17 protein-coding genes and 1 rRNA gene (1 of these 18 running past the window's edge) are annotated in these 23424 nt (G+C 49.0%); 1 reads left to right on the forward strand and 17 read right to left on the reverse strand.

All coding sequences use genetic code 11. The features are described from left to right. The 5 genes from ACKX2L_RS08215 to ACKX2L_RS08235 all read right to left on the reverse strand — a co-directional run. A 16S ribosomal RNA gene (locus ACKX2L_RS08215) occupies positions 1 to 202 on the reverse strand; its annotated part reaches 1126 nt to the left of the window's first position; the annotation flags it as partial. Positions 203 to 639: 437 nt separating this feature from the next. Then, positions 640 to 2007 carry a DNA repair protein RadA gene (radA, locus tag ACKX2L_RS08220; protein WP_497553054.1) on the reverse strand — a complete coding sequence of 456 codons (1368 nt, stop codon included), beginning with the start codon at positions 2005 to 2007 and terminating at the stop codon, positions 640 to 642. Between the two features lie 90 nt (positions 2008 to 2097). After that, entirely contained in the window at positions 2098 to 2511 is a 414-nt protein-coding gene (locus tag ACKX2L_RS08225) for an endosialidase (protein WP_497551359.1), read from the reverse strand. Positions 2512 to 2609: 98 nt separating this feature from the next. Further along, positions 2610 to 5072, reverse strand: a complete 2463-nt coding sequence (locus ACKX2L_RS08230) for an ATP-dependent Clp protease ATP-binding subunit (RefSeq protein ID WP_497553055.1) — start codon at positions 5070 to 5072, stop codon at positions 2610 to 2612. Positions 5073 to 5114: 42 nt separating this feature from the next. Next, positions 5115 to 6965, reverse strand: a complete 1851-nt coding sequence (locus ACKX2L_RS08235; protein ID WP_497553056.1) for a hypothetical protein — start codon at positions 6963 to 6965, stop codon at positions 5115 to 5117. A gap of 298 nt (positions 6966 to 7263) precedes the next feature. Between ACKX2L_RS08235 and ACKX2L_RS08240 the strand changes: the two genes are divergently transcribed. Next, the gene (locus tag ACKX2L_RS08240) at positions 7264 to 8490 is read left to right on the forward strand and encodes a 6-phosphofructokinase (protein WP_497553057.1); all 1227 of its coding nucleotides are present in this window, start codon (positions 7264 to 7266) and stop codon (positions 8488 to 8490) included. A gap of 97 nt (positions 8491 to 8587) precedes the next feature. Here ACKX2L_RS08240 and ACKX2L_RS08245 read toward each other — a convergent pair whose 3' ends face one another. The 12 genes from ACKX2L_RS08245 to ACKX2L_RS08300 form a co-directional block, all read right to left on the reverse strand. Further along, positions 8588 to 9346: a DUF6320 domain-containing protein gene (locus ACKX2L_RS08245; RefSeq protein WP_497553058.1), complete on the reverse strand. Its 759-nt coding sequence runs from the start codon at positions 9344 to 9346 to the stop codon at positions 8588 to 8590. A gap of 73 nt (positions 9347 to 9419) precedes the next feature. Beyond that, positions 9420 to 10691, reverse strand: a complete 1272-nt coding sequence (locus ACKX2L_RS08250) for a hypothetical protein (RefSeq protein ID WP_497553059.1) — start codon at positions 10689 to 10691, stop codon at positions 9420 to 9422. A gap of 26 nt (positions 10692 to 10717) precedes the next feature. Then, positions 10718 to 11506 carry an SDR family NAD(P)-dependent oxidoreductase gene (locus ACKX2L_RS08255; protein ID WP_497553060.1) on the reverse strand — a complete coding sequence of 263 codons (789 nt, stop codon included), beginning with the start codon at positions 11504 to 11506 and terminating at the stop codon, positions 10718 to 10720. A 254-nt stretch (positions 11507 to 11760) separates the two neighbouring features. Further along, a complete protein-coding gene (locus tag ACKX2L_RS08260; protein ID WP_497553061.1) occupies positions 11761 to 13137 on the reverse strand; it encodes an NCS2 family permease in 1377 nt (458 codons plus the stop codon). A 592-nt stretch (positions 13138 to 13729) separates the two neighbouring features. Continuing rightward, positions 13730 to 15499, reverse strand: a complete 1770-nt coding sequence (locus tag ACKX2L_RS08265) for a Na/Pi cotransporter family protein (protein WP_497553062.1) — start codon at positions 15497 to 15499, stop codon at positions 13730 to 13732. A 23-nt stretch (positions 15500 to 15522) separates the two neighbouring features. Next, positions 15523 to 15867, reverse strand: coding sequence for a preprotein translocase subunit YajC (yajC, locus tag ACKX2L_RS08270; protein WP_497551349.1), 345 nt, complete (start codon positions 15865 to 15867; stop codon positions 15523 to 15525). Between the two features lie 183 nt (positions 15868 to 16050). After that, positions 16051 to 17202, reverse strand: a complete 1152-nt coding sequence (tgt, locus tag ACKX2L_RS08275; RefSeq protein ID WP_497551348.1) for a tRNA guanosine(34) transglycosylase Tgt — start codon at positions 17200 to 17202, stop codon at positions 16051 to 16053. Between the two features lie 97 nt (positions 17203 to 17299). Then, complete coding sequence (gene aroC, locus ACKX2L_RS08280; protein ID WP_497551347.1) at positions 17300 to 18415, reverse strand: chorismate synthase; 1116 nt, start codon at positions 18413 to 18415, stop codon at positions 17300 to 17302. 71 nt (positions 18416 to 18486) lie between these two features. After that, positions 18487 to 19545: a lactonase family protein gene (locus ACKX2L_RS08285; protein WP_497553063.1), complete on the reverse strand. Its 1059-nt coding sequence runs from the start codon at positions 19543 to 19545 to the stop codon at positions 18487 to 18489. A 2-nt stretch (positions 19546 to 19547) separates the two neighbouring features. Next, positions 19548 to 20783, reverse strand: a complete 1236-nt coding sequence (locus ACKX2L_RS08290) for a peptidase U32 family protein (RefSeq protein ID WP_497551345.1) — start codon at positions 20781 to 20783, stop codon at positions 19548 to 19550. 120 nt (positions 20784 to 20903) lie between these two features. Continuing rightward, the gene (locus ACKX2L_RS08295) at positions 20904 to 21650 is read right to left on the reverse strand and encodes an O-methyltransferase (protein ID WP_497551344.1); all 747 of its coding nucleotides are present in this window, start codon (positions 21648 to 21650) and stop codon (positions 20904 to 20906) included. 1 nt (position 21651) lies between these two features. Continuing rightward, positions 21652 to 23331 (reverse strand): ribonuclease J, encoded by a 1680-nt coding sequence (locus ACKX2L_RS08300; protein ID WP_497551343.1) that lies wholly within the window; start codon positions 23329 to 23331, stop codon positions 21652 to 21654. Positions 23332 to 23424 lie beyond the last annotated feature (93 nt).

Raw genomic sequence — 23424 nt, forward strand, 5'->3', positions numbered from 1 at the left:
TGATCGCGTAAGCTCTGGTCTTTTAGTTTGAAAATTGTACTCTCAAGCTAGGACCGAGTCCTACTTGCGACCGCCGCACGAATTGTGTACGTTCAGCTTGCTTCGTTAAAAAATGGGATCGTAAAAAATTGCTTCGTTCGACTTGCATGTGTTAAGCACGCCGCCAGCGTTCATCCTGAGCCAGGATCGAACTCTCATGTTAAAAGTTTGATTTTCTGGTCTCGAATGCGCTAGTCATTCGTTTCCTTCGCTTTACTGCTTTTAGGTTTGTTATGTCTCCATAACGCGTTCTTTAAAAAATTCTCTCGTTTAGAATCTTTCAAGGTTGTTTCATTGTTCAGTTATCAAAGAGCTTTGCTTTCGGCACTCTCGCGCCGACTTCATTGACTATACTCTATTGTAAAAGCTTTGTCAAGAAGTTTTTTCATTTATTTTCAAGCAATACTTCGAATTGTTTCCGAATTGCTTGATTTGTGTTCGAGTTGTTTACCTGCGAACATTTAATATACTAGCATTCTCTTCTCTCTTCGTCAACCGGAAATTTGAAAAATCGACAAAGTGGGACAATATATCATTTTTCCATCTATTTTCAGTTTTTAATATCGGTATTCAATAGGTATTCAATAGATATTGAGCCGGTCATCCCTCTGCCAGTGCTTCCACCGCCTCTCTCACATTCCGGACACCGATCAGGCGAATGCCCTCTGTGTTTTTCAAGTTCTTCTGCACCGATTGAGGCAGAATACAAGTCTTAAAGCCCAGCTTCCTCGCCTCGTTGACTCTCTGCTCCGCGAGCGGTACCGACCGGACCTCGCCGGACAGTCCAACCTCACCGAAACAGATCAGGGAATCGTCGATTGCCTGATCCCGGACGCTGGAAACGATCGCCAGGACAATGCCGAGATCGATCGCCGGTTCATTCATGCGAAATCCCCCCGCGATATTGACATAGGCATCGTATTCGCTCAAACGCAGACCAAGTCGTTTCTCAAGGACAGCCATCAAAAGGTTGACACGGTTGTAGTCGCATCCTGCTGCTGTACGTCTTGGCATACCGAAATTACTTCTGGTGACCAGGGCCTGTATTTCCACAAGGATCGGCCGGGTCCCCTCGATGGAACAGGTAACGACCGAGCCGGAGGAATCTAAGGGCCGCCCGTCCAGCATGAATTCCGACGGATTCGGCACTTCCTTCAAGCCATTGTTTTCCATTTCAAAAACGCCGATCTCATCCGTCGAGCCAAATCGATTCTTCACGCTTCGTAAGATCCGGTAAGCCGAATGGCGGTCGCCTTCCAGATAAAGAACCGTGTCCACCATATGCTCCAGAACACGAGGTCCTGCAACGACACCTTCCTTCGTCACATGGCCCACCACAAATATCGTGATATTCAATCCTTTTGCGATCTGCATCAGAATGCCCGTCGACTCACGAACCTGCGAGACACTGCCCGGCCCGGAATCCACCTTGTCGGAATACATGGTCTGAATCGAATCGATAATGACGAGGTCCGGTTTCTCCCGCCGGATCACCCCGTCGATGACCTCCAGATTGGTCTCACAAAGGAGGGCAATATGGTCGTTAAACGTTCCCATCCGATCCGCCCTAAGTTTAATCTGCTGGAGCGACTCCTCTCCGGAAATGTAGAGCATGCGGATGGAGTCCTGACAGAGGTTCCTGCACATCTGCAGAAGGAGGGTGGACTTCCCGATGCCGGGATCACCGCCGACCAGGACCAGGGAGCCGGGGACAATGCCGCCACCCAGGACCCGGTTCATTTCATCCATATGCGTAGAAACTCTCGAAGCATCCTCTGCCCGGATCTCTGAGAAAAATGTCGGTTTCTGTTCCGAGATCTCCCGGCTGATATTCTTCCCGGCCTTTTTGTCGACCTTGGCTTCGGTAAAAGTATTCCATTCATGGCAGGCCGGGCACTGGCCCATCCACTTGCCGGATTCGTAACCGCAGTTTGTACAGAAAAATAGTGTCTTCGTTCCTTTTGCCATACCTTCTCCCCTGAAAAACAAGGCCGGCACCCGGCATTACGCCTGGTCCGGCCCTGGTATATCATAAATTTTCAGTGCATCTTATTATTCTTACCTGGCAGTTACAGAAACAGAAACCGCATTCTTACCGTCCAGCTCTACACCGAAGCTCAGCTTGCCGCCGAGGTTGGTCTTCATGGTTCCTGCATCCTTTCCGTTGACTGTGATATCGTAGTCCTTCTCTGCTTCCATTCCCAGAGTGATCTGTGCATCTTCCGGACCTTCTACAGAAAATGTTGCCTTATCGTCTGAGATGGCCAGATGGTTTACGGTCGTTCCCGGAACAGATTCATAAACGAAGTTCTCGTTCTTCTCCAGTTTTGTAATCTCCTTAAAGGTTTTTACCTTATAAGAAGCACCCTGATGCATAAAATCGCCCTTTTTCTTCTTCTCCGGGAGCTGATAATTTCCAAAGCTCAATGTTCCATCTGCTTCTTCACGGATCAGTTCATCGATGACAGCCATTTTCTAAACTCCTCTCGTAACTTTTTTTACCTCTCCTGGTCGGAGATTTTACTTTCTCTTTACCTGATTATAATACTAAAACAAAAAGGGAACTAGACCTAATCTTTCCGTACGGAGCCTGTCTTCTTAAAGGTCAGTTCTTTGTCCTTTATATTTATTGTGACACGATCGCCTCGGCCTATATTTCCCGAGAGGATCTCGTCCGAAAGGCGGTCCTCGATGTCGGTCTGGATCTGCCGGCGAAGGGGACGGGCGCCGTATTTCGGATTATAGGACTTGTCAACGATGTAGTCGTTGACAGCAGGCTGAATGCGGAGGCTGATATCAAGGCTTTCTTTGACACGTTTTTCCAGAGACGATGTCAGAAGGCGGACGATCTTCGACAGATCCGCCTTGGTCAGCATACGGAAAACAATGGTCTCATCGATCCGGTTTAAGAATTCCGGGCGGAAGATCCGGCGGACTTCTGTCATGACATTCGACTTCATGAGCTCGTAGTTTTCCTTTTCAGAGTCTGTACCGCCAAAGCCCAGGTGCTTGGGCTCCACGATCTCCTGAGCACCGGCATTACTGGTCATGATGATGATCGTATTCTTGAAATCGACCTGTCTGCCCTGGGAATCAGTGATCCTTCCATCATCTAAGACCTGGAGGAGAACATTGAAGACATCGGGATGGGCTTTTTCGATCTCATCGAAAAGAACCACCGAATAGGGATGGCGGCGGACCTTCTCACTGAGCTGACCGCCCTCTTCGTAGCCGACATAGCCGGGTGCGGAACCGATCAGCTTGTTGACACTTGTTTTATCCATATATTCGGACATATCGACGCGGATCATGGCTTCTTCGCTTCCGAAAACAGCCTCTGACAGGGCCTTGGAGATCTCGGTCTTTCCGACACCGGTCGGGCCTAAGAAAAGGAAGGATCCGATGGGCCGGTTGGGTTCTTTCAAACCTACACGGCCTCTCCGCACTGCGCGGGAGACTGCATTGACCGCTTCTTCCTGGCCGATGACTCTCTTGTGAAGGGTCTTCTCCAAGTTCCGAAGACGGCTTGCTTCGGTCTCATTCAGCTTGGTCACCGGGATATGGGTCCATTGGGAGACAACGGCAGAAACCTCATTGGCCGTAAGTGTCAGTTTCTTCCCATTTCTTCTGCGGCTGATCCGCCGTTCTGCTTTCTCGACTTCTTCCTGCAGTCTCTTTTCGCGGGCACGGATCTCGATTGCCTTGTCCATGCTGCTTTCATTCTTCAAGGCATTTAAGAGTTCTTCCTCAGCCATACGAAGTTCCCGGGTCTTTTCTGCCAGATTTTCTCCGGAAGGAAGGGCCCGTAAGCGAAGACCTGCCGCAGCTTCATCCATGAGATCGATGGCTTTGTCCGGGAGGAAACGGTCGGAAATATAGCGCTTGGACAGATGAACTGCTGCTTCAATGGCTTCCTCAGTGATTGTCACCTGATGGTGGTCCTCATAGAGTGGCTTGATCCCCTGGAGGATTTTAATCGTATCCTCTTCCGAAGGTTCTTCCACCATAACGGATTGGAAACGTCGGGCCAGGGCCGCATCTTTCTCTACCCGCTTTCTGTATTCATCGATCGTGGTCGCACCAATCACCTGGATTTCTCCTCGGGCCAGAGCCGGTTTTAAGATGTTCGAAGCATCCAGTGCGCCCTCGGAACCGCCGGCGCCGATCAGGGTATGAAGTTCATCGATAAAGAGGATGACATGACCATCCGCCATGACTTCGTTTATGACCTTTTTGATCCGCTCTTCAAACTCGCCTCTGTATTTGCTTCCGGCAACAAGACCGGCGAGATCCAGGGAAAGAAGACGTTTTTCTGCAACCGTATCCGGTACGTCTCCATTTACGATCCGCTCGGCAAGACCTTCTACAATTGCAGTTTTGCCGACGCCAGGCTCACCGATCAGGCATGGGTTATTTTTGCCGCGGCGGGAAAGGATCTGAATGACACGGGAGATCTCTTCTTGTCTTCCGATGATGGGGTCCAGTCGTCCCTCTGCCGCAAGTTCGGTCAGATCTCTGGCATATTGGTCCAGGGTCGGTGTGGGGTCGCCGCTCTCATCTTCCATCCTCCTGCGGGAGGCCTCTTCCCGGTAGATCTCGGCGGATGCGCCCATGGCTTCCAGGGTCTCCTGGAACATCTTCTTCCGGTTTACATCCATAGCGGTAAGGAGCCTGGTTCCTGCGGAGTCCTTGATCCTAAGAAGGGCAAGGAGTAAGTGCTCGGTCCCGATCTCGTCAGCATGACTCATCTGGGCTTCCATCTCTGCCCGCTCGAGGACCATCTCCATCTTGGCTGTATAGCCGTCCCGTTCCATGACGGCGGTGTCGCCTTCCGGAGCGATCAGGCTCGAGATCAGGTTTGTGATGTCTTCTTTGGTTATATTGGCATTGGACAGAACGTGTGCGGCAATGGAGTCTTTCTCCTGCAGAAGGCCGATCAGAAGGTGCTCGGTCCCCACAAAGTTCTGATTCATTTTCCTGGCTATTCGCCTGGCGTAGCTGATGGCTCGTCTGGCTGATTCGGTAAATTCCATTCTTGTCACCTTATTATCATTATCTATTGAACGTTTTTATGATCAGAAATCATTCAGATCCATAAAGTCATTGTCGCCGCCGAGTTTCTTCTTACGTTTCCGGGCGTTTTCAATCATTTTCTCGTGATTGACCGGGCGGATCGGATCGGCCGGAGTCTGGTCATCATCTTCCCAGATGTCCAGGTCCTTCTTTCGATGGAAGAAGGATCGCCTGCTACCTGCGGAGTTCTGGGAAGGATCTGTATGATCCTCTTCCTCTTCTGCTTCCAATTGCAGAGGTGCCGGCTCTGTTGCTTCGGCCGGTTCGGTTGTTGCGGTTGATTCTGCCGGCTCTACAGGCTCTGTTGATTCGGTTGCTTCTGCTGGCTCTACCGGCTTTGCTGCCTCTGTTGCTTCAGTTGGTTCTACCGGCTCTGCAGGCTCTGTTGCTTCGGCCGGCTCGCTTGCTTCAGTTACCTCTGCCGGCTTTGCAGGCTCGGTTGCTTCGGTTGCCTCTGTCGGCTCTGCAGGCTTTGCTGGCTCTGTTGCTTCAGTTGGTTCTGCTGGCGCTGTTGCTTCAGTTGGCTCTGTCGGCTTTGCTGGCTCGGTTACTTCAGTTGGCTCTGTAGGCTCTGTGGCTTCAGTTACCTCTTCCGGCTCTACTGGTTCTGACGGCTCTGCTTCAGAAGATATATCTGCATATTCTTCCTCTTCCAGTTCGTCATCCAGATGATCATCTAATTCCATACCTGAGATGGTGCGGTAGGAGGATTCTTTCACACTGTTCTCATCGCTTGCAGGCTCGGTATCTCCAGACTTTGTTTCTTTAGGTTCTGTTTCTCTTGATTCTGTTTCTCTTGACTTGGTTTCTCTTGGCTTGGTTTCTCTTTGTTTGGTTTTTCTTGGCTTGGTTTCTCTTGGCTTGGTTTCTCTTGGCTCGGTGTCTCCAGACTCTGGTTCTACAGACTCTGGTTCTACAGACTCTGTATTCGTCTTTCCGTCGGCCGGTTCGCTTTCTTCCGCAGAATCCTCATCATCCATTCTGAAATCATCGTCGAAGGGATCTGACTCACGGTCTTCTTTTCTGTGACGGAACATTGAAAGAATGCATAGAATCAGAAGGATCACAACGACTGCACCAGCGACCAAAAGGATCCGGAGTTTGGTATTCGGGTCTATATTTGCGATCTTATCCTTCAAAGCAGAGAGAGCGTTCCGGATCGTCTCCATAATGCCAGTCTTTTTTTCAGGCGCTGCCTTCTCATCGGAAGCACTCTCATTACCGGCTTTCTGAGTCGTAGTCTCCCCGTCATTTGTCGTTGACTGCTTGGGGTCTTCCGTCTGTCCTTTCTGGGTATTCTGATCCGTTCCATTGGCAGGACTTGCTGTTTGGTTACTTCCATTTTGGTCGGATCCATTGGCAGGCGCTGCCGTTTGGTTACTCCCCTGCTGGTCAGAGCCGTTGGTCGTTGCAGCATTTGTCTCGGCCTTCTGCTCGGTCGGCTGAGACTGGGCAGCAGGATCCGAGATCTTCATCAAAGCACTGGAGCCTGTGGAAACATTTGCCCGAACGACGATTTCCGCGGATCCTGCTTTTTGTGCTGAAAATGTAAGAACGGCTTTATTTCCCAGGAAAGAGATCGTTGAGCCGGATGCGGTATAGCCGGGAGCGCTGCAGCCGGTAAGATTCAGAAGACCGGCCGTGTAGGTGACCCGGATCTGGTCGATCGCAGTTCCGGTAACTGTGACTTGCACGCTGTCGCCCACCTTGACCGAATTACTGGAAAAATAGATGCCGGTCTTTCCCTGTACGGCGTGGGCACTCATTGCAGGCATCATTGAAAATAAAATCGAAAGCATCAAAATGACTAGTGTAAATATTTTCAGGGATCTGTTCCTGATCGATTTCATCATTGTTTTACGTCCTTTCAGCGAAGCAAAAAAACACTTCTATATACAGAATCAATTATAGGAAACCTGGAAAGCACAGTCAATAATGATAAGAGGAGGCACCGGCAATCTTCTGCGCAGGCAATCTTCTGGGCCTGCAGTCTTCTGCGCCGGCAATCTTCTGGGCAGGCTTTATTTTTTTCCATTTTCTTTACTGCAAAGTTGTATTCTGTACAACTTTGTCTTACAATTTGGAGTTGGTGCTTTATTTTGAAAAGCTTTATTTTGAAATGCTTTATTTTGAAACAGGAAGGATTTTAATATGAATTGTATGGTTGCGCAGTCCGGCGGTCCTACCGTAGCGATCAACGCCTCTCTGGCCGGTCTTCTTCGGGCCAATCAGGAGTCAAAAGCTTATACCAAAGTCTACGGTGCTGTCAATGGAATTCTCGGTGTCTTAAACGAGAATTTTTGTGATCTTACGGATCAAATGAAGACCATACCGGATTTTATCGAGCGTCTCATCCATACACCCGCTATGTATCTGGGTTCCTGCCGCTATAAGATCCAGACGGACCAAAGTGCAGATACCATTTATCAGAAGATCTTTTCTATTTTGAATCAAATGGAGGTCGAAAGTTTCTTCTATATCGGCGGCAATGATTCCATGGATACCGTCGATAAGTTATCCGCTTATGCGAAGAAACACGAGATCCCTATCCGTGTGATCGGCATCCCGAAAACCATTGATAACGACCTTGTCAAAATCGATCATACCCCGGGCTTCGGTTCCGCTGCCCGTTATGTAGCCGCATCCGTCCGCGAAGTTGCAATGGATGCCTACATTTATGCCATAAAAAGCGTAACCATCATTGAAATCATGGGGCGGGATGCCGGCTGGCTTACTGCTGCGTCTGCTTTGGCAAGAACAGAGGCTTCCCCGGCACCGGACTACATTTATCTGCCCGAAGTGCCCTTCGATCTCGACAAATGTATCCGCGATACCCGGGCCCTTCTCGAGAAGAAGAACACCGTCGTTCTCGCGATCTCCGAGGGGATCCGGGACAAGGACGGGAATTATATCAGCACGGCGGACCAGGGCAGCGACATCTTCGGTCACAATCATCTGAGCGGGGCCGGGAAAGCGCTGGAGCATCTAATGAAGGAGGCCCTTAAGGTCAAGGTGCGTTCGATCGAGATCAATGTCCTCCAGCGTGCCGCCATGCATCTGGCTTCCGGCAGGGACTTACAGGAGGCCGAGGAGCTGGGCCAAAAGGCTTTCCATTATGCTTTGGATGGTCAGACCGGGGTCATGGCGATCTTGACAAGAAATGCAGACCAGCCCTATGAGGTAAGCTATTCTTCCTGCCCGGTCCACGAGATTGCAAATCAGGTCAAGCCGGTGCCCAGGTCCTGGATCAATGATGAGGGCAATGATGTTACGGATGAGATGCTTTCCTATCTCCTGCCCTTGATTCAGGGCGACCCCAAGGTCCATTACAAGGATGGCCTGCCGGATTATCTGCCGGTCGAGCATTTACTGGGCTGAGTGGAGAATGAAATGACAAAAGGCGGATCCGTTGGATCCGCCGGCCATCTTGGCAAAGTTCGAAATTCCGGGCAAATGGAAATTCTCGTTTACACCATCAGAAGTAAAATCGTCTCCGCATCTCCGTCCGCGCTGCGGCTCCGCCAAGGATCAGGGTTCCAAGGAAAACCAGAATGGCTGACAAGATCGCAATCTCCGATACCAGTGGTCGGGTAACCACATGGATCAGGATCAAAATCAGAGGGATCAGGGCGATCACGATCATAAGGATCAGATAAAGCATATAGCCGGACCAGTTTTTCCGATTGATGATCATAAAGACGATGAAAGCCAGATCCACCAGGAGCATGGATCCCGGCAAGACATAGTTGACAGACCAGCGATGAAAGCCGGTCAAAAGGTCGATCCAGACGACCAGACAGACAGCCCCAATCGTTCCGCTGAACATTTTTTTGATATAACCTGCGTCATTGGCAATCAAACGCAGGATGGAAAATGCATAGATCAGACTGCCCACGACGATCAGGCTCCAGTAGAAGCCTTTCATGCCTCCGTTCAGATTGTAATTCAAAAATACAGAAACAAGAGAAGCTGCCACCGCGATGAAACCGACGATCCGAACGGTCAGATTCAGCTTCTTCTTATGAGATGTCACATCCGGATAGGTCAGGCTGCCGGTTTGCTCTGACCCGGAAAACTCACCTGTCTTATTTATTGGATCCTCAGTTTCCGGAAAGTCACCCAAACGAAACTCCCCGGCATCTTTCTCACGGTCCCGACATAATACACTTCCACAGAGAGGACAGCGTTCTGTACCATCTAAGATTGTAATCTTACATTGCTTGCAATAACCCATTGTTTTCCCTTACCTGCTTTTTCACTTCACTATTATCATTATTCGCTTGGGCTTTGGCCCTCCCTAATCCTAGCTAAAACACCCCATTGGTCTCTATTTCCACATCAATGCCGTCTCTGGTCAGCTGGCGGAAGACATCCCGCTCGATCGAAGTGTCAGTCAGAGCTGATGAGAAGACAAGGGCCAGCTTGTCTTCGTAGGATGTAATGGCTGCCTTCAGATTTTGCCCGGTCGAGAAGGGTAAGAAACAGAAGAAGGATGAAATATAGGGCTTATAGGCATCTTCGACAGTGACACGCCCTATATTTGTGATCGTCGTTGTATTGGCATGCGCCGACTTCTGATAAAAGGCCTTCATTGCGATATTTTTCAGAGGCAGAGGAACAGCGCGGGCCACGAGGATTTTCTGATTCGCCACGTTGAAGGAGAAAATTGCCTCCAGATTTTCCCGCGTCATCTGCTCGGAAAGGCTTTCTTTGGTCAGCTCGACGATCTCCTCGAAGCTGTAGTCCTCCTTTTTTGGGCGGAACTCAGCCGATACCATGACGAAGAAATTCTTCGTCGTATTGGAATGAAAGTAAGGCCTGAGATTGACCGGGACCGCTACCCGGATGGGCCGCTGATAGGCTTTCTCCGGGAAGTTTTTATAAGTCGCATAAATAAAAGCCGCAACGATATAATCATTAATCGTTGTCTGGTAGCGCTCTTTTGCCACCTTTTTGATCTGACTGACCGACAGATAGCCCGTCATCACGCCGAAACCATTGTAGGGAAGCTTCTCGCCAGTGATCTCCAAAGCCTTATCCAGCTTGTATTTTGGAGGACTGGATTTCCGGAAGTTTCGAAGGAAGGAATCTTCCCGGTTCAGGGAAGTTTCATCCGACAGACCATCGCCGAGTGCTTTCGCAAGGTCCGGATGAGCCAGGCGCAGATATTGATAAGTCAATTCCCGTAAAAAAGTAGTGCCGCCCATTCCGTCTGCAATGGCATGGAAAACTTCGAGATTGATCCTTTTCTTGTAATAGGTCACTCGAAAGAGATAGTGGTTGTTCTGATTGGGATGGATCAGCCGGCAGGGATAGGTATCCTCTTCGTGGACCCGAGGCGCCGGATGGTTATTTTCTTCCAGATAATACCAGAAAACTCCGGTATGAAGGCGGAGATTGAAACCCGGGAAACGAGGAAGCACCCGGTCCAGGGCCTTCTGAATAAGGTCCGGATCGACCGTCTCCTTAAGTTCGCAGGAAATCCGATAGGTATTGGTCATTTGCTCTCCCGCAATGACCGGGAAGAGATTGGCTGTATTGTCCAGTTTCTCCCAATGTTTGTATTTCGTCTGTTGCATCTATATAGTCCTCTCGGCTGATATCGTTATTTCATCTTATGTTCCTGATGTTTCCTTGCAAAATAAAGCAGGAAAGACGCCGGCAGTATTCTGGCAAAAGGATAGGTAAATTTCATCAAAAGGCCCGGAATGATCAGATGCCTGCCTTTTTTTAAGCCGCGAACCGCTGCCAGGGCGCAGGCCTGTGCCGAAATCGAACCAGGTCCTGCCGTGGAAAGGCCTCCGGCCTTTTCCGAAAAATCCGTCTGCACCGGTCCGGGACAGAGGGCGGAAATCAAGACCTTACTCTCTCTTACTGCCTTCTCTGCCTGGATGGAACGGGTCAGAGAAAGGACATAGGCTTTCGTTGCATAATAGACGGCCATGCCGGGACTTCCGGGCATATAACCGGCGGAAGATGCCACATTTAAGAGTTTTCCTTCTCTCTTAATAAGATCAGGCAAAAAAAGCTTTGTCATCTGAAGGAGACCCCTGCAGTTGGTATCTGTCTCACAGGCTTCCTTTTCCAGGTCCGTTTCCAGGAAAGAGCCGATCGTTCCAAATCCGGCGGCATTGATAAGGTAGGCAAGAGGAAGTTTACTTTCTTCAAATTTTTTGTGAAATGTAATGCAAGCAGATAAATCGGAGACATCCAGGGGGTAGATGTGAATCGAAGGCTTCTTCCTCAAAAGCTCCTTCTCAAGGCATAGCTTTGCAGCTTGGAGCCGGTCTACATTTCTCCCGACCAGGATCAGATCCTGGCCTTCTTCCAGATAGAGGATCTTTGCAATTTCAAAGCCTATGCCGGAACCACCGCCGGTTACGATTGCTGCCAAGCTCTTGTCCTTTCCTGCTGCTCTTTTGCTCTTACGGATCGCAAAGCTTGTATGCGGATCCGTTAACTATCTTTATTATTTTCTACTATATCGGGAAAAAATACAAGGGAGAGTACCATAGCATCATTGACTTGTCTTCCATTCCAGGCCAGAAAAAAACTCCCGGTCCCTTCCCCCGCCAATACAGCAGGGAAAAGACCGAGAGTTTCTGACTTCAAGTGATCCTGAAACGATCTGAAATTGTCTGTGTCGAATTACAGGAAGATATACTTCAATACGAAGATCACTGCAAGTATATACATCAGAGGAGTGATGCTGACCTTATCTTCCTTCTTGCCAAGCAGGTTGCAGATCAGGTTGATCACAACATAAGAGATAATGCCGACGGAGATGCCCTCAGCGATGGAGTACATCAAAGGCATGCACAGTACGGTAAGAAATGCCGGCAGGCCTTCACGAATGTTACTAAAGTCAATATCCTTGACAGAGGACAGCATCAGGAAGCCGACATACAGAAGTGCCGGAGCAATTGCAAAGCCCGGAATCGAAGTAAAGATCGGGGCGAAGAAAATTGCTACCAGGAAAAGCAGTCCGGTGACAACAGAAGCCAGACCGGTTCTTGCACCGGCGCCAACACCGGCAGAAGACTCTACGAAAGTTGTGGTGGTACTTGTACCGAAAACAGCGCCTGCGCTGGTTGCGATTGCATCTGCAAGCAGTGCGTTCTTGATTTCCGGAAGTTTTCCGTCCTTATCCAGCATGCCTGCGCGATCCGATACACCGATCAGAGTTCCGATGGTATCGAAAATATCGACAAACAGGAAAGAGAACATAATAACGAAGAAATCGAAGATACGAACTTTACCGAATGCTGCAAAGTTAAATGCCTGTCCGAAAGTCTCACCCAGCTTGGAGAAGTTGGTCAGATGCATGGACGGGAATACGGAATAGAATCCGTGTTTCGGATCCGGAACATAGACGCCTGCTGCCTGCATGATCATATCAAGAAGCCATGTTACGATGATACCAATCAGGATAGCGCCCGGGACCTTCTTGTATTCAAGAATTGCGATCAGGACCAGACCTATCAGTGCAACAACAGCAACAATGCCCATGGTGTGCCAGTTGCCTGCGAAGTCAACATTGGTCACCAATGTCGAATCGGAACTAACAACAAGCTTTGCATCCTGCAGTCCGATGAAGGCAACAAAGAGACCGATACCGGCGCCAACGCCTTTCTTCAAGCACATAGGAATGGCATTGAAGATCGCTTCACGTACATTGGTCAGAGTCAAAAGGATGAAGATAATTCCCTCGATAAAGACAGCGAAGAGAGCCAGCTGCCAGGGATAACCCATAGAACCGCAAACCGTGAATGCAAAGAAAGCATTCAATCCCATACCGGGAGCCAGTGCGAAAGGCAGGTTTGCCAAAAGAGCCATACAAATGGTTCCAACAAAGGAAGCGAGACAGGTTGCAATCAGAACTGCCTCCGAATCCATACCGGCATTGCTAAGAATTGTCGGGTTTACGGCCAAAATATAGGCCATTGTCATGAAGGTCGTCAGACCTCCGAGTACCTCTGTTCTGACATTGGTACCCTTCTCCTTCAGTTTAAAGAAGTTTTCCATTACAAAATCCTCCACTGATCCACTAAGCTGATCGAAAGCTTAGTAAAATTAATTACTTATCAATTATAAGTATTACTTATTGAAAATGCAATTTGAAGCATCAGATTTTTTGCTGAGTTGTATTGGCAATTTCTAATTAATATGATAAGTAATTCTAATGAATGCTTGATCAGGAATGCTTGATCCGGATAATCTGTTCCAACAGAAAACTTCACTCAAAGAGATACGAAAAATCTTCCGGCTTATAGTCCTGCACTTCATATATCTTATCGTTCACTTGACGCGCATTTATCGTAATATTACTCAATCTTCAAAAATCCGATAGTAGACTTCGGTCAAGTGTAGTGAATTATCTTAATATCACGTAACTGAAAAAAATCCGATAGTGAAAGCCTCCTTCCACTATCGGATTTTAGATTTTCTATCTCTATTACGATATTTCAGGCCTAAACAAGCCTTTTTTCCGGGTCTCACTATCGTAATTTTCAAATTCCTTCTCCGTTACGATATTTCAGGCCTGAACAAGCCTGATCATGCCTGGTCAAGCCTCAACAAGCCTATTTCCCAGCTCTCAGCTATTGCTGTAACCAGCTCAGAAGTGATACTTCGCCTTATATTCATCAAACTTCTTGGCGAATTCCGGTGTTCTCTCCTCACGGAGGGTGTCCAGATACTCATGGGTATCAAACTCATCTGCACTGATCTGGATCAGTGTGACACCGATATTGCTGCAGTGGTCAGAGATCCGCTCCAGATTGATATAAGTGTCTTCGATCAGAACGGACAGGCTCATGGTGCATTCGCCGGACTGCATTCTCTTGACATGATGTTTCTTGGCCTTACTATTCAGATTATCGATGACCTCTTCCAGAGGCTCGATACTGTAAGCTGCACGAATATCATTATGAGAAAATGCATTGACCGTGATATCGACGATCTCCCGAACGGCACTGATATAGATCTGCAGTTCCTTCATTGCCTTGTCAGAAAACTTGGAATCGTCCTTTATCATGTCGTCGGTCGTCTCGACCAGATTCAGGGAATGATCGGAGATTCGTTCAAAGTTACTGATACTGTGAAGAATGGTCGATACCGTCTCACTGTCCTTCAAGGAGAGAGAGCGTCCGGAAAGCTTGACCAGATAGGATCCCAGTTGATCCTCGTAGAGGTCAATGGCGCTTTCCAGTGCAACTGCCCTCTTTTTCATCTTCGATTTCCTCTGCAGCATATAATCCGTTGCATTAAACAGGCACTGTCTGGTCAAATCAGCCATCCGATTCGAAACCGTGACAACCTGAGCAACAGCAAATGCAGGGCGCTCCAGGAAACGTTCATCGAGAAGAGACAGCTCCTGAGTGAATTCTCCGGTCTCCACTTCATCGTCATCATTGCCGCGAATGGTCATCATAGCAAGCTTGACCAGAACCTTATTAAATGGCAGCCAGAAAAGCGTACAGATGATATTGAAGGCTGAATGTACAATTGCGATGCCGGCAGGCGTTGCTGCTTCACTTGTAAGAGGAAAATGGAAAACGGCATTCAAGCTGTAATAAACCGTGATGAAGATCAGCGTTCCGATCAAGTTGAAATAGAGATGGATAAAGGCCGCACGCTGAGCATTCTTCTTGGCTCCAATGGAAGAGATCATAGCGGTCACACAGGTACCGATGTTCTGTCCCATGATAATCGGAAGAGCTACCCCATAGGGAACCGTTCCTGTCATACAGAGTGCCTGTAAAATTCCGACCGATGCGGAAGAGCTCTGCAAGGCCGCTGTCAAAATGGTGCCTGCGAGGATTCCGAATACCGGATTCGAGAATCTCAGAAGCATATTGGTGAAGGATGGCATATCGGCCAGAGGCGCCGCTGCATTCGTCATTGTATTCATGCCGAACATGAGAACAGCAAAGCCCAGGAAGATCTCACCGATGTCATGCTTCTTCTCATCCTTCAGAAACATAACGAAAATAATGCCAATCAAAGCCAGAATCGGAGTCCAGGATGTGGGCTTCAAAAGATTGACAAAAATGGAATCACCCTGAATACCAGTCAAGGAAAGAATCCAGGCAGTGATGGTCGTACCGATATTGGCTCCCATGATAATTCCAACTGCCTGTGAAAGCTTCATGATTCCGGAATTGACAAAGCCGACGACCATGACCGTGGTCGCACCGGACGACTGAATCACCGCTGTAACACCGGCTCCGAGCAGGACACCCATGATGGTGGTCTTGGTGAGTCTCTCCAGGAGGCCTTCCAGTTTGTTACCGGCCGCCCGCGTCAGGGCATTGCCCATGATATTCATTCCGTAGAGGAAAAGAGCAATTCCGCCGATCAATGTCAATACATCAAATATAGTCATTTTCCCGGTCCTTTCGGATCAAATCACTTTTTCTTCTCGTCCTTCTTATCATTGTTATCAGAAGAAACGGCATCTTCCGGCTTTTCCACTGCGGAGATGGCTGCCTTCTGCATGGGGATCCGGCAGTTCTTGTTATTACCGAACTCTACAATAATGGTATCGTCATCCGAAATGTCAATTACGACACCATAAAAGCCGCTGGTGGTAAGAACGGTATCGCCTACAGCCAGGCTCTCCATCATAGCGTTCTTCTTCTTGGTCTCCTTCTGCTGAGGGCGGATCATAAGGAAATACATAAATGCAAAGAGAATTACGATCCAAAGGATCATGATAATTCCGCTGCTTCCTGCAGATGATGCTAAAATCATAGTAATACCTCCAATTAAAAAATAACAAAACCTCTAATATTCTATCGAATGCCGGTCGGGATTGCAAGGATGGAATACAAAGCCCTGGCCTGTCCGTGCATTGTATGGATCAATCAGCCATGGCCTGCCCGTTCATTACATGAATCAATCAGCCCTGGCCTGCCCATGCCTTGAATGGATCAATCAGCCCTTCCCATACTCATTCATGGCATCGATGGTCTCTTCCTTCCACTGATGATAATTGCCTTCTTCGATGGCTCCCCGGATCTCTTCCATCAGATGATTGTAGAAATAAAGATTGTGCAGGACCGCAAGCCGCATCCCAAGCATCTCCTTTGCCTTGAAAAGATGATGAATATATGCCCTGGAATAGGTTCGGCAGGCCGGACACTGGCAGCCTTCTTCGATTGGAGCCATGTCGGTCTCATACTTCTTGTTCGTGAGGTTAATTTTCCCCTTATGGGTATAGACATGGCCATGACGACCGTTCCTTGACGGATAGACGCAGTCGAAGAAATCGATACCGCGTTCCACGGCTTCCAGAATATTCTGAGGCGTACCTACTCCCATAAGATAGGTCGGCTTGTCCTTGGGCAGGTAGGGAGTCGTCTGCTCGATGATGTCATACATCTGTTCAGCTGTCTCACCGACCGCCAAACCGCCGACTGCATAGCCGTCCAGATTCAGATCCGAGATCCTTTTGGCATTTTCGATCCGGATATCCGGGTAAATAGCTCCCTGATTGATTCCGAACAAGAGCTGACTCTTATTGATCGTAGTCTCCTGATTATTCAGCCAGTCCATCTTAATCTTGCAACGCTTGAGCCAGCGCTCGGTCCTGGCGACGGAATGCTCGACATAGCTTCTCTCGGCCAGAGCCGGCGGACATTCATCAAAGGCCATGGCGATGGTCGAAGCCAGATTGGACTGGATGGTCATGGATTCTTCCGGTCCCATGAAGATCCGATGTCCGTCGATATGAGACTGGAAAGTGACGCCCTCTTCCTTGATATTCCGAAGCTTTGCCAGAGAATAGACCTGGAATCCGCCGGAATCGGTCAGGATGGGCCGGTCCCAGACCATGAACTTATGGAGGCCGCCCAGATCATGGATCAGCTTGTCTCCGGTCCGGACATGAAGATGGTAGGTATTCGACAGGGCGACCTGGGTATCGATGGCATGGAGGTCATCGGTGGAAACAGCGCCCTTGATCGCAGCAACGGTTGCCACATTCATAAAAAGCGGAGTCTGGACTGTGCCATGCACGGTTGTAAATTCGGCACGTTTTGCCAGACCGTCTTGTTTTAAGATCTTATAGGTTGATTTCTTTGACATATGATTCCTTAATGATATTGAATGAAATGAGTGGCAATTGCCACTCATTTTCGCTTACTTGTTCAAGCTCTCATCTGCTCATCTCACGAGAGAAATGCTAATCCAGTTCATCCATTCGGTTGACAAGGCTTCTCAGATAGAGATCCAGAAGGGTCATGGCTGCCATGCTTTCGACCACAACAACCGCCCGCGGAACGATCACGGGATCGTGGCGGCCGTGGATTTGAATCTCGGTCTCAAGAAAGCCATCGGCATTCTGCCTGACCGTCTTCTGCGGCCGACTGATCGACGGGGTCGGCTTAACTGCCACACGAAAAACTAATTCGGAGCCATCCGACATGCCACCCAGAGTCCCCCCGGAGTGGTTGCTGGTTTTTATGATTTTATTTTTGTCAGATTGAGATCCGTTAAGGCCGGTTTCCAGGGCAAAGCCATCATTATTCTCCGATCCTCTTAAAGATGCTGCTGCAAAGCCGTCTCCGATCTCGAAGCCCTTGACGGCGCCGATCGACAGCATGGCCTTGGCCAGATCGGCATCCAGTTTGTCGAAGACCGGCTCGCCGATTCCCACCGGCAGCCCCTGGATCCGGCACTCGATGGATCCACCCAGAGAGTCTCTCTCTTCCCTGGCATGATCCAGAAGCTCAGCTGCCTCTTTGGCCGCCTTCGGATCCGGCAGATAGAAGGGATTCTGTGAAATATAGGCCGGGTCTATCTTTCCAACGGTCACCGGACCGATGGACTTAGCGTAGGTAAGAAAAGTAATTCCAAGCTGAGACAGAACCTTTTCTGCAACGGCACCGCCGATCACACGGCCGATGGTTTCCCGGCCGGAGGAACGTCCGCCGCCCCGGTAGTCTCGGATCCCGTACTTGATCTGGAAAGGATAATCCGCATGACCGGGTCGAAAGACATCTGCAATATTCGAATAGTCCCCGGAATGCTGGTCGGCATTCCAGACAATAACAGAGATCGGAGTACCGGTCGTTTTCCCCTCGAAAACGCCGGATAAAATCTCACAGCGATCACTTTCTTTTCTTGCCGTGGAAGCCTTGGACTGACCGGGTTTCCGCCGGTCCAGAAGTTTCTGGATGTCTTCTTCCGAAAGAAAAAGCCCGGCCGGGCAGCCGTCAATGACTGCGCCAAGGGCCTTGCCGTGGGACTCGCCCCAGGTCGTGACCCGAAATAGATTTCCAAAGGTGGATCCTGCCATAATAATGATGTCCTCGCTAATAGAAACGCCGTGAAACCATGTTCACGGCGTTATGAAAGCCTGTTTCCTTCTTATCTCAATCTGTGAATGTGGATCCGGTTGGGCTGATGGATCTGTACCGGTGCATTTTTCATCAGACAGTAATGACCCTTGTGATTCATTTCAAAAGTCCGGATATCATTCGTGTCGTGGTTGGCAACGACCAGATACTTATCCCCCGGCAGGATCACAATGGATTTCGGATACTCTCCGCTGATATAGGTCAAACCGTCAAAGGTCAGAAGACCGGTTTCGGTATCCCTCTTTAAAGCGGAAACGGCATTCAAGGCATCGATTGCGACAAAGGCAAAATCTTCCGTGGAGGTAAAGCACATATTCAAGGATGCAGCTGCTTCGTAGTCTTTATTTAAGACACTGACCTCCTGAATCTTCTCGAAGACCGGTTCGTCTCTGTCATCAATCGAATAACGATAGACTTCGATGGAATTATTGAGTCCGGTCAGGATATAAGCAAATTTTCCGTCCTTGGAGAAACGGATCTCTCTGGCTCCGGCATTGATCTCCGGGCGGATAATGTCAACCATGGTGAGATTGCCCAGATTATAATCGATCCGATAGACCTTGACCTGGTTCAGACCGAAATCAACGGCACAGAGGAATTTCTCATCCGGTGTCAGGCGAACACAGGTGACCTTGGCATGATCAAAATGAGGATCGCCAAACCCGATGCCGGTTCCCTTATGGAAAATACCATAAGCAATTCCGTTGATGGTTCCGTCCGGATTCAGACGCATCATAGTGACACGACCGTCATGATAACCACCGACAAAGAGGAAGCGGTTCTTGGAATCCACTTCTACGAAGTCGCCTCGCATACCGCCGATCCACTTCTCACTGGTCTTGGTCAGGTCTCCATTTTCATCGATGGAAAAGGATGCAACACCTTCATCTGCGATGGAATAAAGGGTCTTCCCATCACGGGAGACCGTAAGATAGGAAGGATTATTGATCTCTGCAACCCCTCGTAAGGTGAAAACACCGCTGTCCGGGTCTACATCATAGACATGAATTCCCCGGCTCTTTTCATGGGTGTAAGTACCAACATAAGCAACATACTTTTCCTTTGACATGATTATGCCTCCTCTTGTCTCCGCAAAATGTCATATGGATCTGCTTTTTGATCGAGACGGACCATAAGCTCTTCACTGGCGTGCGGAGCACTTTCCATCTCTTCTCCCTCTGCATTACGAATTTCAAGAACCTTGGTCTCTAAGTTTCTTCCATCCGCTTTCATGATCTCTATGGTCTCGCCGACCGAGAATTTATTCTTCTGGGTCAGCTGACAAAAGCCATTCTCAACGGAACGGATGGTCCCGAGATAGGTAGATCCCTTTTCGTATGTATTGCTGTCATAGATCTGGGCCTCATCAGACGGCTTTCCATAGAAGAAACCGGTCGTAAAAGGCCGATAGGTACAGGAACGGATCTCCTTATCATACCATGGCAGATTCTCCCTGTATTTGTCCTCGGACTCCATGAAGTCATCAATCGCCTTCCGGTAGGTCCGAACGACAGTGGCAGCATACAATGCTGTCTTCATTCTACCCTCTATCTTAAAACTGTCAATGCCGGCAGCGAAAAGATCCGGAATATGATCGATCATACAGAGATCCTTGGAGTTCATGATATAGCTTCCCCGTTCATTTTCGGCGATGGGGAAATATTGACCCGGCCGGGTTTCCTCCACCAAAGCGTACTTCCATCTGCAAGGGTGGGTACATTCTCCCTGGTTTGCATCTCTGCCCGTGAAATAATTGCTCAAAAGACAGCGTCCGCTATAGGAAATGCACATGGCACCGTGCACGAAGCTCTCGATTTCCATATCCTTCGGGATCTTCTCCCGTAAGGTCTTGATTTCTTCCAGAGACAGTTCCCGCGCCGTCACGATCCTTGTGGCGCCTTCCTTGTACCAGAAATTGGCGGACAGATAATTCGTATTGTTGGCCTGGGTGGAAACATGGATGGGGATTTCCGGCATGATCTCCCTTGCCAGGGCAAAAACGCCCGGATCCGCGATCAATACCGCATCCGGACCGATCTCTCTCAATTCTCTGAAATAGGCTTGAATCCCTTCAATGTCATCATTGTGAGCGAAAATATTGGCCGTCACATAGACCTTGACCCCATGCTCATGGGCGAAGGCAATGCCCTCTCTCATCTCATCCGGGTTAAAATTGTCTGCCTTGGCCCTAAGGCCATAGGCTTCGCCGCCAATGTAGACCGCGTCTGCGCCGTAGCGCACATCGGTCTTCAGTATCTCCAGTGATTTGGCCGGAGCCAGAAGTTCCGGTTTTCTTCTTTCTCTCATTTTATACTTTATACTCTGATTCTATCATATGAGTGCCAGGCGTACATTTTGCAGCTGAGTTTCATTACCCGTGCTTTCCTTTCGCCTGACCGATTGCATCTTACAGTTCTGCTTCCGCTTTTAAACCTTTTGTTCATCTTCCGGCAGGCAATTTTTCACCGTCAGTGCCATACCGTCACCGATCGGAAGAATCTCGGTCGAAAGTTCCGGATCTCTTGTCAATTGTCTTAAATAGTCCCGGATTCTCTTATAGATGGTCCGGTTCCTTCTGGGAATGACAAAATGGCTTTCGATGATATCACCTTCCTGAAGAACATTATCGGTAAGAAGGATACCATTCCCTGCCAGAAGCTCCTTTAGATAGGGGAGCCAGATCGGATACTGGCCCTTGGCCGCATCCAGAAAGATAAAATCATAGGATCTTCCCTCCCGGATCAGGTCTTTTAAGATCTCTCCGGCATCGCCGGGAAGGAGACGGATCTGTCTGGAAAGGCCTGCTTCTTCAAAATGCTTTTTTGCCTTCGGGATCCTCTCATCAAAGCTTTCGATGGTATCGATCCTGCAGGGAAAGGGATTGGTCTTTGCCATCAGGATCGAAGAAAATCCCAATGCTGTGCCGATCTCCAGAATCCTTTTCGGCTTTAGATGACGCATCTCGAAAGAGAGAAAACGCTGGGTCGGTTTACGTATGACCGGGACATAATTGTCCAGGCAGATCTGCTCCAGTTCTTTCAAATAAGGCAGATCTTCCAGAGGATCCAGAAGAGACTCCAGAAAAACTTCCATTCTTTCCTCTCTCGGATCCCTCATTTCAAAGGCTTGACGGGCGGATGCCAGATCCCTGTCTTCTGTATCCTTGATTCGCAATTTACACTTCCTCGATCACAGGAATGATCATGGGCCGTCTCTGGGTCTCCTTCCATACAAAGTCAGAAAGGACTCCCTTGACTTCATTCTTGATCCTGGTCCAATCCTTGACATGCTTATCCTGGAGGCGATCCATGAGATCCATGACAACATGATGGGCTTCTTCCATCAGATCCTCTGCATCCTTTACATAGACAAAGCCTCTGGAGACAATATCCGGTCCGGCCAAAAGCATACCGTTTTCTCTTGCCAGGGTCATGACAACAATAATGATTCCGTCTTCTGCCAGATGCTGCCGGTCTCTCAATACAATATTTCCGACATCACCAACACCGAGACCGTCTACCATGACAGCTCCGGTCTTGACTTTTCCGGTGATCTTAAAGTTCTGGTCTTCGTCAAATTCACAGACATCGCCGGAAGAAAGGAGAATACGATGCTTACTGTCATAACCCAGCATCTCTGCGATCTTCTCCTGGGCCTTTAAATGCTTATATTCCCCATGAACCGGGATCGCATACTTGGGCTTTACCAGAGAATAGATCAGTTTAATATCTTCCTGGCAGGCATGTCCGGATACATGGACATCCTGGAAGATCACGTTGGCTCCCTTACGGTAAAGTTCATTGATCACACGGCCGACCGACTTCTCATTTCCGGGAATCGGATGAGAGGAGAAGACAATGGTATCGTTGGGCTTGATCTGAATCTTTCTGTGGCTTCCATTGGCCATACGGGACAGGGCTGCCATAGACTCCCCCTGTGACCCTGTTGTAATGATACAGGTCTTCTCATCCGGGAAGCTCCGGAGCTGATCCACTTCGATCAGGGTCTTGTCCGGGATCTTGATATAACCAAGTTCGCTTGCAATCGTAATGATATTGACCATGCTCCGGCCCTCGACTACGACCTTACGTCCGAACTTGTAGGCGGAGTTGATGATCTGCTGAACACGGTCTACATTTGACGCAAAGGTCGCAATAATGATCCGGCGGTCCTGATTCTCAGAGAAGATATTGTCAATGGTACGGCCGACGGTCTTCTCGGACGGGGTGAAACCGGGACGCTCTGCATTGGTGGAATCGCACATCAGGGCCAGAACGCCTTTCTGACCGATGGCTGCCAGACGCTGGAGGTCGATCGGATCTCCGTATACCGGTGTATAGTCGACTTTGAAGTCTCCGGTGTGAACGATGGTCCCGACCGGTGTATAGATGGCCAGAGCCGCTGCGTCCTGGATGGAGTGGTTGGTGCGGATGAACTCGATTCGGAAAGGTCCGGCATTGATATTGGTACCGTAGTTTACGACCTTTCTCTTGACAGAGTTCAACATGTTATGCTCTTCCAGCTTGTGCTCAATGATGCCCATGGTCAGTCTGGTCGCATAAATGGGTGCCTGGATGCGACGAAGGACGTAAGGGATCGCTCCGATATGGTCTTCATGGCCATGGGTGATAAAGAATCCCTTGACCTTCTTCTGGTTCTCTTCCAGATAGGTGATATCAGGGATGACCAGGTCCACGCCGAGCATATCGTCCTCCGGGAAAGCCATTCCACAGTCGACGACGATGATCGAATCACCGTACTCAAAGGCAGTCATGTTCATTCCGATCTGCTCCAGACCGCCCAAGGGAATCACTTTCAGCTTCTCGTTCCCGCTCTTTTCAGTTTTCTTCTTCAAAATAGAATTTCCTCCTTACAGGAATTCTTTACAAGAAGAAAGACTGCCCCTCTAACGGCAGTCTCCCCCTGCATGAATTCCGTTTTCTAACTT

Source organism: Porcibacter vitabionis (assembly GCF_046263795.1).
Taxonomy (GTDB): domain Bacteria; phylum Bacillota; class Clostridia; order Lachnospirales; family Lachnospiraceae; genus Lachnocurva.

Coding starts and splice junctions, on each gene's coding strand:
- radA (WP_497553054.1), bottom strand. CDS start 2,007: ATGGCAAAAGGAACGAAGACACTATTTTTCTGTACAAACTGCGGTTAC.
- ACKX2L_RS08225 (WP_497551359.1), bottom strand. CDS start 2,511: ATGGCTGTCATCGATGAACTGATCCGTGAAGAAGCAGATGGAACATTG.
- ACKX2L_RS08230 (WP_497553055.1), bottom strand. CDS start 5,072: ATGGAATTTACCGAATCAGCCAGACGAGCCATCAGCTACGCCAGGCGA.
- ACKX2L_RS08235 (WP_497553056.1), bottom strand. CDS start 6,965: ATGATGAAATCGATCAGGAACAGATCCCTGAAAATATTTACACTAGTC.
- ACKX2L_RS08240 (WP_497553057.1), top strand. CDS start 7,264: ATGAATTGTATGGTTGCGCAGTCCGGCGGTCCTACCGTAGCGATCAAC.
- ACKX2L_RS08245 (WP_497553058.1), bottom strand. CDS start 9,346: ATGGGTTATTGCAAGCAATGTAAGATTACAATCTTAGATGGTACAGAA.
- ACKX2L_RS08250 (WP_497553059.1), bottom strand. CDS start 10,691: ATGCAACAGACGAAATACAAACATTGGGAGAAACTGGACAATACAGCC.
- ACKX2L_RS08260 (WP_497553061.1), bottom strand. CDS start 13,137: ATGGAAAACTTCTTTAAACTGAAGGAGAAGGGTACCAATGTCAGAACA.
- ACKX2L_RS08265 (WP_497553062.1), bottom strand. CDS start 15,499: ATGACTATATTTGATGTATTGACATTGATCGGCGGAATTGCTCTTTTC.
- yajC (WP_497551349.1), bottom strand. CDS start 15,867: ATGATTTTAGCATCATCTGCAGGAAGCAGCGGAATTATCATGATCCTT.
- tgt (WP_497551348.1), bottom strand. CDS start 17,202: ATGTCAAAGAAATCAACCTATAAGATCTTAAAACAAGACGGTCTGGCA.
- aroC (WP_497551347.1), bottom strand. CDS start 18,415: ATGGCAGGATCCACCTTTGGAAATCTATTTCGGGTCACGACCTGGGGC.
- ACKX2L_RS08285 (WP_497553063.1), bottom strand. CDS start 19,545: ATGTCAAAGGAAAAGTATGTTGCTTATGTTGGTACTTACACCCATGAA.
- ACKX2L_RS08290 (WP_497551345.1), bottom strand. CDS start 20,783: ATGAGAGAAAGAAGAAAACCGGAACTTCTGGCTCCGGCCAAATCACTG.